This window comes from Shewanella sp. 125m-1, from assembly GCF_052977065.1.
Genome location: NZ_JBRILT010000020.1, coordinates 13,738 through 26,596, shown reverse-complemented (window position 1 = coordinate 26,596; position 12,859 = coordinate 13,738). Strand labels below are relative to the sequence as shown.

Sequence of the window (12,859 nt, the reverse complement as noted above, 5' to 3'; positions counted from 1 at the left end):
GTTTTTATCGTTTGTTCTATACAGATGTTTATTTGCCCTGTTTTGACGAGCGCATCTTAACCTATTTGAGCTAAAAAGGTTGCCATTTATTTTACATAATGTTCGATAATTGTAATGCTGTGGTTTTACTTGCTACTGAATAGGTCAACGTATGCCACTTGCTATATCCGCTTTGTTTATCAGCCTTACTGCACTGTTAACGATTGCGCTCTCTTTTAGGGTAATAAAACTGAGGCGCAGACATAAAATTGGTCTCGGTAGTGCGGGTAATGAGTCACTTGAATTGGCGCAAAGAGTGCACGCTAATTTATTGGAAAACGCGCCTATTACTTTGTTGCTGTTCGTGGTTGCAGAGATGAATGGCACCGGTGCGCTATTACTTTACGTATTTGGCACTGTATGGATTGTTGCTCGTTTGCTGCATGCAATTGGGTTAACTCAGGGGCGAGGCGGTTATCATTTCGGTCGTTTTTGGGGCGTCTTGTTAACTTGGGCTGTGATGTTAGCTCTAGTGCTGGCAAATTTACTGACTTTTATCTCCAGTTTATAGCGCTTAGCCAATGTCAGCCAAAAGCTAATAAGCCTTATTGTATCGACTTCAGTACACTGTAAAGTCAGGCTGAATAATACCCACAGCCAAATTATGGGATAAGGGGCTATACTAAAAAAAGCATCAACTTGATGCTTTTTTAGTCACACCTTGCAGGCGGAGCCTGTTATACTCCGCGTCCCCAACGTGAGAGTAACGTGGGGCGCGAAATCTGCGTAATTTTTGTATTTCAGTTAGGCTGCCTAATCCATGCAAGTAGAATCCACGTTATTTACCTTTCCAAAGTATCGCCCTGAGCTTACTCGCCCAGCGCCCTTCTTGCCTATGTCTCGCAAAGAGATGGCTAAGCTAGGCTGGGATAGTTGCGACATCATTATCGTCACCGGCGATGCGTACGTGGATCATCCAAGCTTTGGTATGGCAGTAATTGGCCGCATGCTCGAAGCGCAAGGCTTTAGAGTCGGGATTATTGCCCAACCTGATTGGTCAAACAAAGAAGACTTTATGAAGTTAGGTAAGCCTAACCTCTATTTTGGTGTGACCGCCGGTAACATGGACTCGATGATCAACCGCTATACGGCCGAGCGGCGTATGCGTCATGATGATGCCTATACCGCAGGAAATATTGGCGGTAAACGCCCCGATCGTGCCGTAACGGTTTACACCCAGCGCTGTAAGGAAGCCTTTAAGAATGTGCCTGTGGTGATTGGCGGTATCGAAGCGAGCTTGCGCCGTATCGCTCACTACGATTATTGGTCCGATAAAGTGCGTCGTAGCGTTATTTTAGACGCCAAAGCAGATATCTTGGTTTACGGTAATGCTGAGCGACCTTTGGTGGAGTTGTCACACCGTTTAGCCACTGGCGAGCCTATCTCTGAGCTGCATGATATTCGCGGCACGACAGTTATTCGTAAAGAGCCTTTGCCTGAGTGGAAGGGCATGGATTCACGAAAAATCGATCAACTACATAAAATCGATCCAATTCCTAACCCGTATGGTGCCGATGATGTCGGTTGTAAAAACCTGTCGGGCCCAACGGATGAGAAAATATTCGATAATGATGCGCCAAAGGCGATCAGTATCCAACCTGCCAGACCTAAGCCTTGGGAGAAGACTTATGTCTTACTGCCTAGCTATGAAAAAGTATCTGAAGATAAGTTTTTGTATGCCCATGCCTCGCGTATTTTGCATCAGGAGCAAAATCCCGGTTGTGCGCGCGCGTTATTTCAAAAGCATGCCGAGCGTGCCATTTGGGTTAACCCACCGGCATGGCCGCTGAATACTGATGAGATGGATGGCGTATTTGATTTAGCTTATCAGCGCGTGCCGCATCCATCTTATGGCAAAGAAAAAATTCCTGCCTACGACATGATTAAGACCTCAATCAATATTATGCGTGGCTGCTTTGGTGGCTGTTCTTTCTGTTCGATCACCGAGCATGAAGGGCGAATTATTCAAAGTCGTTCTCAGGATTCGATCGTTAAAGAAATTAAAGACATTCAAGATAAAGTGCCTGGATTTACCGGGGTGATCTCCGATCTGGGTGGCCCAACGGCCAACATGTATCGCTTAGGCTGTTCTAGTGTTAAAGCTGAAAGCACTTGTCGTCGTTTATCTTGCGTATTCCCGTCAATTTGTGGTCATTTAGATACCGATCATCAAGCGACTATCGACTTGTATCGCGCCGCTCGAGATGTACCAGGGATTAAAAAGGTATTGATTGCCTCTGGGGTGCGCTATGACTTAGCCACTGAAGATCCGCGCTACGTTAAAGAGCTGGCAACCCATCACGTGGGTGGCTACCTGAAGATTGCTCCAGAGCATACCGAAGAGGGACCGCTCAATAAGATGATGAAGCCGGGAATGGGCACTTACGATAAGTTTAAAGAACTTTTCGATAAGTACTCAAAAGAGGCGGGGAAAAAGCAGTATTTGATCCCTTACTTTATCTCGGCGCATCCAGGCACCACCAATGAAGATATGGTGAATTTGGCGCTATGGCTGAAAGGCGAAAAGTTCAAGCTGGATCAAGTGCAGAACTTCTATCCATCACCCATGGCAAACGCAACGACGATTTACCATACCGAGCTGAACTCACTTAAAAATGTGAAGCACAACAGCGAACAGGTTTCGGTACCGAAAAAAGGCCGCCAGCGTAAGTTACATAAAGCTTTGTTGCGTTATCATGACCCAGCAGGCTGGCCGCTTATTCGTGAAGCGCTTATCGATATGGGTAAAGAAAAGTTAATTGGTAATGGCCCATCTTGCTTAGTGCCAGTTGAGACGCGCCAGGAGCGTGAAGCGAACCGCAACAATAAGAAGCTCAATACTAAAGATGACGGTAAAGGTAAAAAAGCCTTTACCCGTTTCTCTGCTGATCAGTTTGATGACCGCAAGTCTGGGCAGGGTAAATCTGCTCAGAGTAAGCCGAGTCAGAATAAGCCAGGCCAGAGCAAAGCGGCGAACGCTAGCACGGCTAAGCAAGGCGCTAAAACAGGTGGTCAGGGAAATCCAAATTCAAATAAAGCCGCTGCCAAGCGACCGCCTAAAAAGAATGCTTGGGGAACCACGCCGAAACACCAAAGGTAACGCACCCAGAGTAAAACAACGCTTGGGACACTCAACTGTCCAAAGCATCAGCGATAAGCTTGCTGTAGCTAATTAAACTAAAATAAGGGAATATCAAGGATATTCCCTTATTTTTTGGGCTGGATCATGACTCAAGAAACGAATGACACAAACGATTATAGCGATGAGAGCTTTTGGCTGAAGGTGAAAATGTTTGCCAAAAAAGCCGGACGTGAAGTGATAGATAATGCGCTGTGTTTATATTATGCCGCCAAGCGACCAGATACGCCTAAATGGGCGAAGACGGTGATTTTTGGTGCCTTGGCTTACTTTATCTCGCCGATTGATGCAATTCCAGACTTAACCCCTATACTGGGATTTTCCGATGATCTCGGGGCATTAGCTGCTGCGCTGGCTATGGTATCTATGTATATCGATGATGATGTCAAAAACCAAGCCGCCGAAAAGTCGTCAGCCTGGTTTGATTAGTGAAGCATTGATACAGAGAGGCTTCACCGGTTAATACAAAGAGCTTTCGCCATCAGGGCGGTTCTTAAAGCGCCTATGTAGCCACATATATTGGCTTGGCTTAGCCATAATTGACTCTTCAACAATCTTATTAATAAAGCACGCGCCCGCGTGTTCATCTCCCTTAGGAAACTTATCTATCATTGGTTCTTTTATAGTGAGAGTGTAGTGGCCACTGTCGTTGTTACGTACAAAAACAACAGGCACTATGGCGCAGTTGGTGTTATCCGCTAACAAACTGGTGCCAGTGGTAGTACAAGCATTTTCAACTGCAAATAACGGCGCAAAAGTCGAGCGACGGCGACCATAGTCATGATCCGGTGCATACCACATGAAGGCACCATCATTGAGCGCTTCCAGCATAAACTTGACGTTCTTGCGATGAATCAACGTATGCCCACCTTGCGAACGTCCTTTTAGCTGGAAGTAATCAAAACATGGATTGTTGTTAGGGCGGTATACCGCCATGCCCTTTGCATATTGGCCAAATGCGCGGCCACTAAGCTCAAGGTTGAGTGAGTGCACGGCAATTAGCAGTGCACCACGACCTTCAGCCTTTAGTTTGTCGATATGCTCCATGCCAACTACAGTGGTGTGTTTAGCAATACGTTCATTCGACCAAAACCAAGCCATACCGGTTTCTAATAGGGCTAAGCCGGTGTTTTCAATATTCAGTTTGATTAAGTTATCGCGCTCAGCGTCACCCATATCTGGAAAGCACAGTTCAAGATTGCGCTTAATGGTGTGCTGGCGCTTCTTCATAAAGCCGATGACAATACGGCCAACAAGCTTACCTAAGCGTATTTGAATCGCATAAGGCAACAGACTGCAAAGAAAGCTAAGGCTAACGATGAGTAATACACCCCAATATTTGGGATGTAACATTGCGAGCGAGAAGGTTGGAACTGTGTACTTACTCATGAGGGGTTGAGCTTTTAGTGATACTGAAAAATGTCGCGCGAGTATACGCCATGTTTAGAGGTTGAGCGCTGTCTTATATTCGTTAATTGCGCTAAAACCAAGGCACAGCTTGATTTATAAAGACTTTAAGCTTTCAGCTAAAATTTATCTCTTTGTGATAGTGTTAGTCACAAATCATCGGAGATAATAATGAAAACAATAAAATACTCACAAATGGCCCTGTTAGCGGCGAGTGGCTTTGCATTGCCTGCAATGGCAGTGACCTCAGAACAGGCTGCTTTTTTCGATAATCTCGCTGCTCATTGTGGCAAAGCGTTTGAAGGAACTGTTACTGCGGGCAATAGCGCAGACTCGGCATTTAGTGGCAAGAAGCTTGTTATGCATGTGCGTGAATGCAGCGATACAGTACTTAAGGTGCCATTTCATGTGGGTGATGACCACTCTCGTACTTGGGTGATAACGAAAACGCCTTATGGCCTGCATTTAGCTCATGATCACCGTCATAAAGATGGATCTGAAGACAAGGTGACTATGTATGGTGGTATGACAGCCAATATGGGCATCGCTACTGAGCAGTCATTCCCCGTCGATGCTTACTCGATTAACAACTTTAGAGAAAATGCTTTAGATGTGTCGGTGACTAACGTGTGGCACATGTACGTTAAGCCGCAAGAATTTACTTACCGTTTAACTCGTGAAAATCGTGATTTTAGAGTCGATTTTGATCTGAGCAAGCCAGTGGCATTGCCACCAGTGCCATGGGGGCATAAATAACGAATTCTTATCCTGTAAAGGGGTGTGAAGAATGTGATTTACCTCGGTTCTAACTTTGAAGGACCTAGGACCTAGGATCTAGGTCCTATCCGTATCTGCATTTCCTAGAAGCTTCTTTTTCTCTACTTTTCTTCAAAAGTAAAAGATTGCCCTGCTAGAGCAGCTTCAAACATTAAGCCGCCTTTGGCTACGGTAAATACCGCCATACCATTAATATAGGCGGCAGTAGCAGCACTTTTACCGGCGCCCGCTGAGTTACCTGTGGTACCAGCCAGAGCATTGGCACCTATGTTGATGGCAACGGCCGAAGCTTGAGCGCTAAATTCAAAACTGCCACTGGTAAAGTCTTTATAGGCGGCCTCATTTTTAAAAAAGATGATCTCGCTGTAGGCCTGACCACCGAGCTGAAAACCAAAAGAAATTTGAGTTAGGCTGGTATTACCGGCATAGCTGCCAGCACGATACACTTGTCCTTTACCATAGGCGGCACCAATACCTATACCGCCTTTTCCTACCGTAGGAAATAGTGCGTAACCATAAGCGCTGTCAAAGAATTTTTGGGTTTCATTGGCTTGCTGAAAAGTGCTCTTAGCTTGCGCATAGCTGTCTTCTGCGAGCGCCTGCGGCGCTATCAATACGCTAGCAAGTAGACATAAGCTAGCGGTGACTCTTTTAATAAAACCTATCATTGGATTCTCCTCATTCCATTTTCGCTATGTCATAAACTGCTTAAACCTTAGCATAGCCTTACTGAACGGAAAGTGAATACACTTTTACAAAGCGATTGTTATCTAAAAAATTAAAGCGCCAACAGGGCGCTTTAATAGAGTTAGCTAAACGATGATAAACAGCGCGTTTACTCTACAGGCTGGCCCAATACATAATGATTAAACCATTTCTGATCCCACTCCATTTTAGCCTTACGGTGCTGGTATTTACTTAAGCCATGGCCTTCATCGGGGTAAACGACTAACTCTACAGGTACATTGAGGTAGTGGTGCAGCGTACGATAGAGACCTTGAGCATGACCCAGTGGTACACGCTGATCGCCTTCACCGATGTGAATTAACGTTGGGGTTTTGATGTTATTAGCATGGGTCAATGACGAGCCATGATCATAGGCTGCAGGCTTTTCCCATGGCAGGCCTTCCATAAAGTTAATCACATGCCCCGGAGTATCTTCAAGCATCCACTGCAGGCGCTGATCGAATACGCCAGCGCCAGAGCTTGCGGCTTTAAAACGATTATTGGAACTGATAATCGCATTGGTTAGATAACCGCCGTTACTCCAGCCCATCACGGCCATCTTGTTGCCATCGACAATACCATCAGCGATCAATTGATCGACACCGGCCATGATATCTTTGACTTCGATATCATGCTCACGACCAACAAGATCGGTTAAGAACTTATCGCCATAGCCAGTGGAGCCACGGTAATTAGGTGAAAGTAGAGCCCATCCATTAGCGGTGAAGGTCGAACGTCCGTAAGATCTATGCTGCAGGGCATAAGGCGTCGCTGATGTTGGCCCCCCATGAATTTGCACGATTAATGGCAAGGGGCCATCTTCTTTTTTGTATCCAGCCGGTAGATCGAGTATGCCTTCAACCACACTACCGTCTGGCGCCGTCCATTTAACAATAGAGACCTGCGGCAGTTTCCAGCTATCAACTTGTGGATTGATATTGGTTATACGTTTAGCCTTGGCACGGCTACTGTTGGCATCTGCAATAAACATGTCAGAGAAATGATCTAAGCCGTTATGGCTAAAAGCGACGGACTTACCATTTTGACTAAAGCTATAACTACCGATCACCATGTCACCGGGAATTACGCTGCGAGTATCGCCTTGTTCGCCATCATCGATTTCAGTACAGAACAGTTTGACGCGGCCATGATCGGCGCCGCGATAGCAGATCTCATCACTGTTTGGCCGCCAAGTAAGATCGCTTGAGTTCAGTGTCACATCGTCTGGGCGAGAGATCTCAAGCGATGGTTTATCTGTGGCTTTGGCATCGGCAATAAATAGCTGGCCTGGATGACCGTCGAAATCGATTCTAAACGCTAATTCGGTATTGTTGTCTTGCCAAGCAAGGCCGAGCAGCCAGCCATATGGCGAAGGGGCATTGTCACGCCATTGGGGGTCTGCCAGCACGCTGTTCTGCTGGGTGGTCGTATCGAAAATTTCAACATCAGACCAACCTTCTAAGAACACCAGTTCGTTATCTGTGGTGGTGATACGGGCTATCTTGCTGCCATCTTGGCTAACCTTAAACTCCCAAACAACCTTATCGTCATCTAGGAGTAATGTCTGCTTAAAATGCTCAAGGTCGAGCTGATATAGTGGATTGGTTTTTTGTTCGCCGTGGCCATACTTTGGAGCGCTGTGATCGGCGCGCATTGCTGCCCACTGATCTTTATCGGTTGTGGTTTTAGTGGTTAGAAAATACAGGCTTTTACCGTCATGACTGAGCTCAAAGCCTGTGACGCCTTCGGCTTCTTTAGTCATAGGTTGGCTATCGCCACTTGAGATGGATAAACGGAAGACTTGAGTTTTACCGTTGAATGGTGCCTTTGCACCTTCTTGCTTTATTTTTCCTAGGTAGTAAACGTATTCACCGTCTGGGCTCCACTGTGGGCTAGACTCGCTCTCGTTAGTAAAGGTCAGACGCTTTGGTTGGCGAGACTGAGTATCAACTAACCATAAGTCGCGCTGGCTTTTATCAAGCTCCTTGTCCCAGCGGGACTCTAACCACACCGCTTGCTTACCATTAGGGCTAAGGGTTACTGCGCCCATATTACCGATATCAAAGAAGTCATCAATGCTGATGTCGTGCGTTCTCTCTACCGCCATGGCGGAGAAACTGCTGCCGAACAGTGCGGCAGCAAGCAACGATAGCTTGTGTGATTGTTTCATGTATTAATTCCTACCCTTCAATAAGTTAACTTGCATTTATTATTTTTTTTTTGATATTTTCTTGAAATAAGGGCTAATACACTAGCGTAACTTTTACGCGGTTGGCTATGAAAAAAATTCATTCAATGGTGTTTATTTGTGATAAATCAAAAACAGACTTAGTTAATCTTCCGGCTGCTGATTAGCAGACTTTGCCACTAACTTTTTACCTATGATCAAGATAGGGGCAAGCACAAACAGCGAGATAATAAACCACTGGAAATTATTGCCTCCTGCAACGGCTGCCGTTTGTAGTTGCAGTTGGCTGGAAAGCAAGCTCGCGACTCGCTCTGGCGTGGCTTCCAACATCCCTTGGTTCAAGACTTGAGTCATGGCCGTTTGATACTGGATGAAATTGCTGTTCATTTGATTGAAATTTTCGCCTAGCACACCCATGGTGCTGGTGGACTCAATACTCATCATTCTAGAGAACAACGCCATGCCCATCAGACCCCCTAAGGTTCTAAAGAGGTAGAAGTAACTTACGCCCTGTGAAATATGATCTTTTTTAAAACTCGATAAAATAGAGATAGACACGGTGACATTGAGCAAGCCGACGCCAAGCCCGCGTAAGATCAATGCAGGCAGCATATCACTTGCGCCACTACTGGCGCTGCTACCTGATAGCGAGACGCTCGAGAGCAAGATCATTAGCACACCAATGGGCACCACGGCGTCGGGTTTGAGTCTTGGGTGATTACAGATCCAGATACTAATTAGTAAGCCGACAAACATGCTGGCAAAAGCGGGCACTTGCAGCCAGCCTTGCTCGCTATGGCTGTAGCGCAATACACTGCCAAGGTAAACGCTGATCAGCATAGAAGTGCCAAGCACGGCAAAGCCTGCAAGGGCAGCGTTGTACATCGACACTTTATTCTTTAACGGGCTTAATACATCGCTACGAATGAACTCGCCACGACCAAGCTGCTTCGCGATAACGAATACACATAAGAGAATCAATGCCGCGGTGACCAGAGTCATCTGAGTAAACTCTGGACTATCGAACCAGTTATAGTACTGGCCACGCATCAAGACTAGCGTGATCCCGGTGATGGCAGCGCTCATGGTAATCGCTTGTAGCGCGTTAAATTTCAGGACCTGTATCGCGTCGATATAATCGAGTGGCCGTAACCATAACCAGGCCAAAATGAGCAGGTAAAGGCTCGATTGTGCCGCAAAGGTGAGTTGCCATAAGGCGTTCTCGGCTAGCTCGGCGATAAGCCAAGGGTAGACGCCCATAGGTAGCAGAGTTGTCATTAGCATCATGCAACCTTCAGCAATAGCTATGTCCTTAAGTGACAGGTTACGCAGCACCAACACCTGCACTGCCACTAACATACAGCTTGCTGCAATCCCGATAACGCCCCAGCCAATAAAGTGCCCCACGACATTGCTGCTAAAACCTAATAGTAAACTGCTTAACAAGCCAAGAGCGGTGCCCATGGTTAGCAGGCGCTTTGCGCCTATGCGGTAACTTAGCCATGAGGCCAAAGGCAGGGTCAGTAATTGCGCTAAGATATAAGCAATATTGAACCAAGAAGCATTGTCAGCCGATAGGCTTAATGTTCCGGCAATGTTACTGGCACTGGCATTGTAGATAGCCGAGGTGATGCCAAATGGGATCATTGCCAGGGTCACAATTAGCATAAGTTCGAGGCGGCGGTTCATGGAATTAACTCTGAATAAGTGAAAGACTTAGCTATTGGTGCTATTGGTGTTAATCGTGACTTCTGCCGATAGCCCTGGAACGACTCGGCCTTTTAATGCCGACGGGATCATCAGTTTGATCTTTACTGGTACTCGCTGCACCACCTTGACGAAATTACCGGTGGCATTGTCAGGAGGCAAGAGGCTGAACTGCGCACCTGTTGATGGCGAAGTGCTGCTCACCGTGCCAGTGAGTGTTGAGTCAGGGAACATATCCAGTATCACCTCTACGGCCTGTCCGGGTTGAATATGGGTTAGCTGAGTTTCTTTAAAGTTGGCTTCTATCCATAATTCACCGGTTGGCACAATGGCCAATACGCCAGAACCTGCTTGGACAAACTTACCGAGTTGTAGGGCGCGATTACCGATCCGGCCAGAGATCGGCGCTAGAATTTGGGTATCTTGCAGTTCTAGTTCGGCTAGCGCTAAGCTTGCTTGTGCTTGTTGCTGCTGTGCAAGAATGTGAGTGCGATCTGTCTCTAGGTTAATAAGCTGCTGCTTGGCTGCTGATAACTTAAACTTAGCCGCCTCAAGGTTGGCATTGGCTATGCGAGTCTTGTTCGCTTGCGCATCGTGCTGTGTTTTGCTGACAGCATCGGTCTTAACCAATTTTGCATACCTAATGAGCTCCTTTTGCTCGAAGTCATGGTTCGCCTCTGCGACCTCCAAATGAGCCGCAGTTTCATCGATATTGACGTGTTGTAGCGCGGTGCGACTCTGGTTGCTATCGAGTGATGCACTCGCCATGGCTAACGCCGCTTTAGCCTGGTCTCGTCGGGCGACGTAATCTCTCGGATCTATGATTGCCAGTACGTCTCCGGCTTTTACCATTTGGTTATCTGTTACAAATATTTTTGTGACTCGACCAGAAGCCTCAGCGCTTATCTGGGTGATCTCACCATGAACATAGGCGTTATCGGTTTTTTCGGTATCAGCATTACTGACAAAAGTGTTAGCCGTCATTGCAAGAGTCGTGACTAAGGCGAGGGCGATAACGATGGCTTTAATTTTGGCGTTCATATTTTCTCATTAACTTATCGTACTGTACTGGACGGTACGATAAGTTATTTGGTATAACTAGATCAAGTTAAATTTTAACCAAGGTTCATAAAAGATCGTTTGAGATCGCAAATTAGCCTTGAGCAAGCTTATGGGTTACTTGGCTTAAATTGCATGAATAACACAGACCTGTTCTAATTAGGCTCATACAGGAGAGGTACTTGAATGCGTCCATCTACGCTAAAGAAACAAGAAAAAATTATCGACGTAGCGACTCAGCTTTTTTTTGAGCAGGGTTACGCCGACACGAGTCTAGATCAAATTATTGAGGTGTGCGGTGGCTCTAAGCAGACCCTTTATAGCTATTTTGGTTGTAAGCGCGGAATTTTGATTCAGGTGGTCACTCGCTGTACCGAACAGGTGGGCAGTGCTTTTCAATTTGATGCTCAAGCGGATCTAGCTGAACAGCTTAATCAGTTTGGCTACGAATACCTTAAGGCTTTGTGTTCTCAGCCTATTATCGATATATATCGGATTATTGTGACTGAGTCTCGTCGAGATAAAGAGCTGGTGGATTTTTTCTTATCTCGTGGGCCCCATCGTTTTTATCAAATGTTGAGTGATTTTTTACAACTGCAGGCTATTCAAGGACAGCTGAATATTGACGATCCTGCCCAGACAAGCAGTCAGTTGATCGGGCTTTTGCGAGGTGATTATTACCAAGATGTGGTCTTGGGGTTAGGTGTCCCTTCGGAAGAGGAAATTAAGCAGTATTCGGCGCAAGCGATTAAAATTTTCCTACATGGCTGTAAAGCCTAACGAATATGGACCTATCACGCCGTGGACTTCAGCAAAGCCTATGGCGGGTTATTTTTCTGATCCTCTTCTTTCTCCTCCAGCATTAACTGCTGCAAATAAGCGAGCTCTTCAGAGCTAAGTAGCTGTTGGCTGGCCCGCATCGGTTGTTTCGAATGTTGTTGAGTGAGTTTGCCGCGCAAAAAGGCGGCTCGGGTGATCTGCTTGAGGCCGTAAATAGCCAATATATAGACAGTCAATAACAGGGCTAACTTGGTCGCGGCTTGGTTGATAGCAATAAACCTATCGCCAAAGTAAAAAGGCAAGATCACCAATACCGTCCTGATAAGCCAATTGCCCATTAACGCGAGAGTTAGCACCAACAACCAGCGAAACTTAATATCTTTGAGGCTATCTTGATGCACTCTTGATACTCGGCCGGGATAGCGGCTAAGCATTTTAATGATGTAATAAAAATAGAGCCCAGTCTGAACAAATAGCATGGCAGGAAGTACCATGCCTAAAAGGCTTAAATCAGTCAGAGTCGGCGGCTGACTCAGTTTAATTTCAGGCCAATTATGCTCAAAGGTGATTCGGTAACTGGTGGCTAATACCACAATAATAGCGATGATAACGGCGGGGTAGAAGTGACGTGAAAAACCGATTGGCCGTTTTATTTCATTAAGGCTGCGGTCGCAATAGAGGTAGAGCAGGGGCATCATTAAAAAGTAGACGGGAATAATTAAGATGAAAAGTAAGTGGATGGGGGCAGGGGCGTTATTTATGTTGAGTAACCCAGTAAAAAAATACAGCGCCATTAAACTGAAAATGCCACCCAGAATTTTATGGTTACCACTTTGCTCGGTGTAAATGTAGCGGATATACAAGCCTAGCCCGAGGCAGTGTAGACCGCCAAGCAATGAGAGCCACCAATAACCTTGAGAGAAAAACTCACTAAATTCATTCATGCCGATATCATTTCAACGTATTACTATCCCAGATGCAAGTGTTGAATTTTTAGTCATAGCTAGCCTACATCTATAGTATGTGCTTGCTAGGAA

Annotated in this window: 11 protein-coding genes; 5 read left to right on the top strand and 6 right to left on the bottom strand. The window is 46.0% G+C overall.

Going from position 1 to position 12,859, the window contains the following annotated elements; all coding sequences use genetic code 11:
- Window positions 1-151 precede the first annotated feature (151 nt).
- The 3 genes from ACVBIK_RS10775 (at window position 152) to ACVBIK_RS10765 (ending at window position 3,607) form a co-directional block, all read left to right on the top strand.
- Entirely contained in the window at window positions 152-550 is a 399-nt protein-coding gene (locus ACVBIK_RS10775) for an MAPEG family protein (protein WP_447161819.1), read from the top strand.
- 249 nt (window positions 551-799) lie between these two features.
- Window positions 800-3,139: a YgiQ family radical SAM protein gene (locus ACVBIK_RS10770; protein ID WP_447169664.1), complete on the top strand. Its 2,340-nt coding sequence runs from the start codon at window positions 800-802 to the stop codon at window positions 3,137-3,139.
- 126 nt (window positions 3,140-3,265) lie between these two features.
- Window positions 3,266-3,607, top strand: coding sequence for a YkvA family protein (locus ACVBIK_RS10765; RefSeq protein WP_447164026.1), 342 nt, complete (start codon window positions 3,266-3,268; stop codon window positions 3,605-3,607).
- 30 nt (window positions 3,608-3,637) lie between these two features.
- On the opposite strand, the gene lpxL is transcribed toward ACVBIK_RS10765, so the two are convergent.
- The gene (lpxL, locus tag ACVBIK_RS10760; protein WP_447161816.1) at window positions 3,638-4,567 is read right to left on the bottom strand and encodes an LpxL/LpxP family Kdo(2)-lipid IV(A) lauroyl/palmitoleoyl acyltransferase; all 930 of its coding nucleotides are present in this window, start codon (window positions 4,565-4,567) and stop codon (window positions 3,638-3,640) included.
- A gap of 189 nt (window positions 4,568-4,756) precedes the next feature.
- Here lpxL and ACVBIK_RS10755 point away from each other — a divergent pair, with 189 nt between their 5' ends.
- A complete protein-coding gene (locus ACVBIK_RS10755; RefSeq protein ID WP_447161815.1) occupies window positions 4,757-5,341 on the top strand; it encodes a hypothetical protein in 585 nt (194 codons plus the stop codon).
- 122 nt (window positions 5,342-5,463) lie between these two features.
- On the opposite strand, the gene ACVBIK_RS10750 is transcribed toward ACVBIK_RS10755, so the two are convergent.
- The 4 genes from ACVBIK_RS10750 to ACVBIK_RS10735 form a co-directional block, all read right to left on the bottom strand.
- Window positions 5,464-6,030 carry a YSC84-related protein gene (locus ACVBIK_RS10750; protein WP_447169663.1) on the bottom strand — a complete coding sequence of 189 codons (567 nt, stop codon included), beginning with the start codon at window positions 6,028-6,030 and terminating at the stop codon, window positions 5,464-5,466.
- Between the two features lie 167 nt (window positions 6,031-6,197).
- Window positions 6,198-8,258: a prolyl oligopeptidase family serine peptidase gene (locus ACVBIK_RS10745; RefSeq protein ID WP_447169662.1), complete on the bottom strand. Its 2,061-nt coding sequence runs from the start codon at window positions 8,256-8,258 to the stop codon at window positions 6,198-6,200.
- 162 nt (window positions 8,259-8,420) lie between these two features.
- Window positions 8,421-9,965 (bottom strand): MFS transporter, encoded by a 1,545-nt coding sequence (locus ACVBIK_RS10740; RefSeq protein WP_447169661.1) that lies wholly within the window; start codon window positions 9,963-9,965, stop codon window positions 8,421-8,423.
- Between the two features lie 27 nt (window positions 9,966-9,992).
- On the bottom strand, window positions 9,993-11,024 hold the full coding sequence (locus ACVBIK_RS10735; protein ID WP_447161811.1) for an HlyD family secretion protein: 1,032 nt from the start codon (window positions 11,022-11,024) through the stop codon (window positions 9,993-9,995).
- Window positions 11,025-11,228: 204 nt separating this feature from the next.
- Between ACVBIK_RS10735 and ACVBIK_RS10730 the strand changes: the two genes are divergently transcribed.
- Window positions 11,229-11,822: a TetR/AcrR family transcriptional regulator gene (locus ACVBIK_RS10730; RefSeq protein ID WP_447164022.1), complete on the top strand. Its 594-nt coding sequence runs from the start codon at window positions 11,229-11,231 to the stop codon at window positions 11,820-11,822.
- A gap of 38 nt (window positions 11,823-11,860) precedes the next feature.
- Here the strand turns inward: ACVBIK_RS10730 and ACVBIK_RS10725 are convergent, their stop codons facing one another.
- Window positions 11,861-12,766, bottom strand: a complete 906-nt coding sequence (locus ACVBIK_RS10725) for a hypothetical protein (RefSeq protein WP_447164021.1) — start codon at window positions 12,764-12,766, stop codon at window positions 11,861-11,863.
- Window positions 12,767-12,859 lie beyond the last annotated feature (93 nt).

What these genes read in the sequence shown, in the direction of transcription:
- ACVBIK_RS10775 (WP_447161819.1), top strand. Translation starts at nt 152, where the DNA reads ATGCCACTTGCTATATCCGCTTTGTTTATCAGCCTTACTGCACTGTTA.
- ACVBIK_RS10770 (WP_447169664.1), top strand. Translation starts at nt 800, where the DNA reads ATGCAAGTAGAATCCACGTTATTTACCTTTCCAAAGTATCGCCCTGAG.
- ACVBIK_RS10765 (WP_447164026.1), top strand. Translation starts at nt 3,266, where the DNA reads ATGACTCAAGAAACGAATGACACAAACGATTATAGCGATGAGAGCTTT.
- lpxL (WP_447161816.1), bottom strand. Translation starts at nt 4,567, where the DNA reads ATGAGTAAGTACACAGTTCCAACCTTCTCGCTCGCAATGTTACATCCC.
- ACVBIK_RS10755 (WP_447161815.1), top strand. Translation starts at nt 4,757, where the DNA reads ATGAAAACAATAAAATACTCACAAATGGCCCTGTTAGCGGCGAGTGGC.
- ACVBIK_RS10750 (WP_447169663.1), bottom strand. Translation starts at nt 6,030, where the DNA reads ATGATAGGTTTTATTAAAAGAGTCACCGCTAGCTTATGTCTACTTGCT.
- ACVBIK_RS10745 (WP_447169662.1), bottom strand. Translation starts at nt 8,258, where the DNA reads ATGAAACAATCACACAAGCTATCGTTGCTTGCTGCCGCACTGTTCGGC.
- ACVBIK_RS10740 (WP_447169661.1), bottom strand. Translation starts at nt 9,965, where the DNA reads ATGAACCGCCGCCTCGAACTTATGCTAATTGTGACCCTGGCAATGATC.
- ACVBIK_RS10735 (WP_447161811.1), bottom strand. Translation starts at nt 11,024, where the DNA reads ATGAACGCCAAAATTAAAGCCATCGTTATCGCCCTCGCCTTAGTCACG.
- ACVBIK_RS10730 (WP_447164022.1), top strand. Translation starts at nt 11,229, where the DNA reads ATGCGTCCATCTACGCTAAAGAAACAAGAAAAAATTATCGACGTAGCG.
- ACVBIK_RS10725 (WP_447164021.1), bottom strand. Translation starts at nt 12,766, where the DNA reads ATGAATGAATTTAGTGAGTTTTTCTCTCAAGGTTATTGGTGGCTCTCA.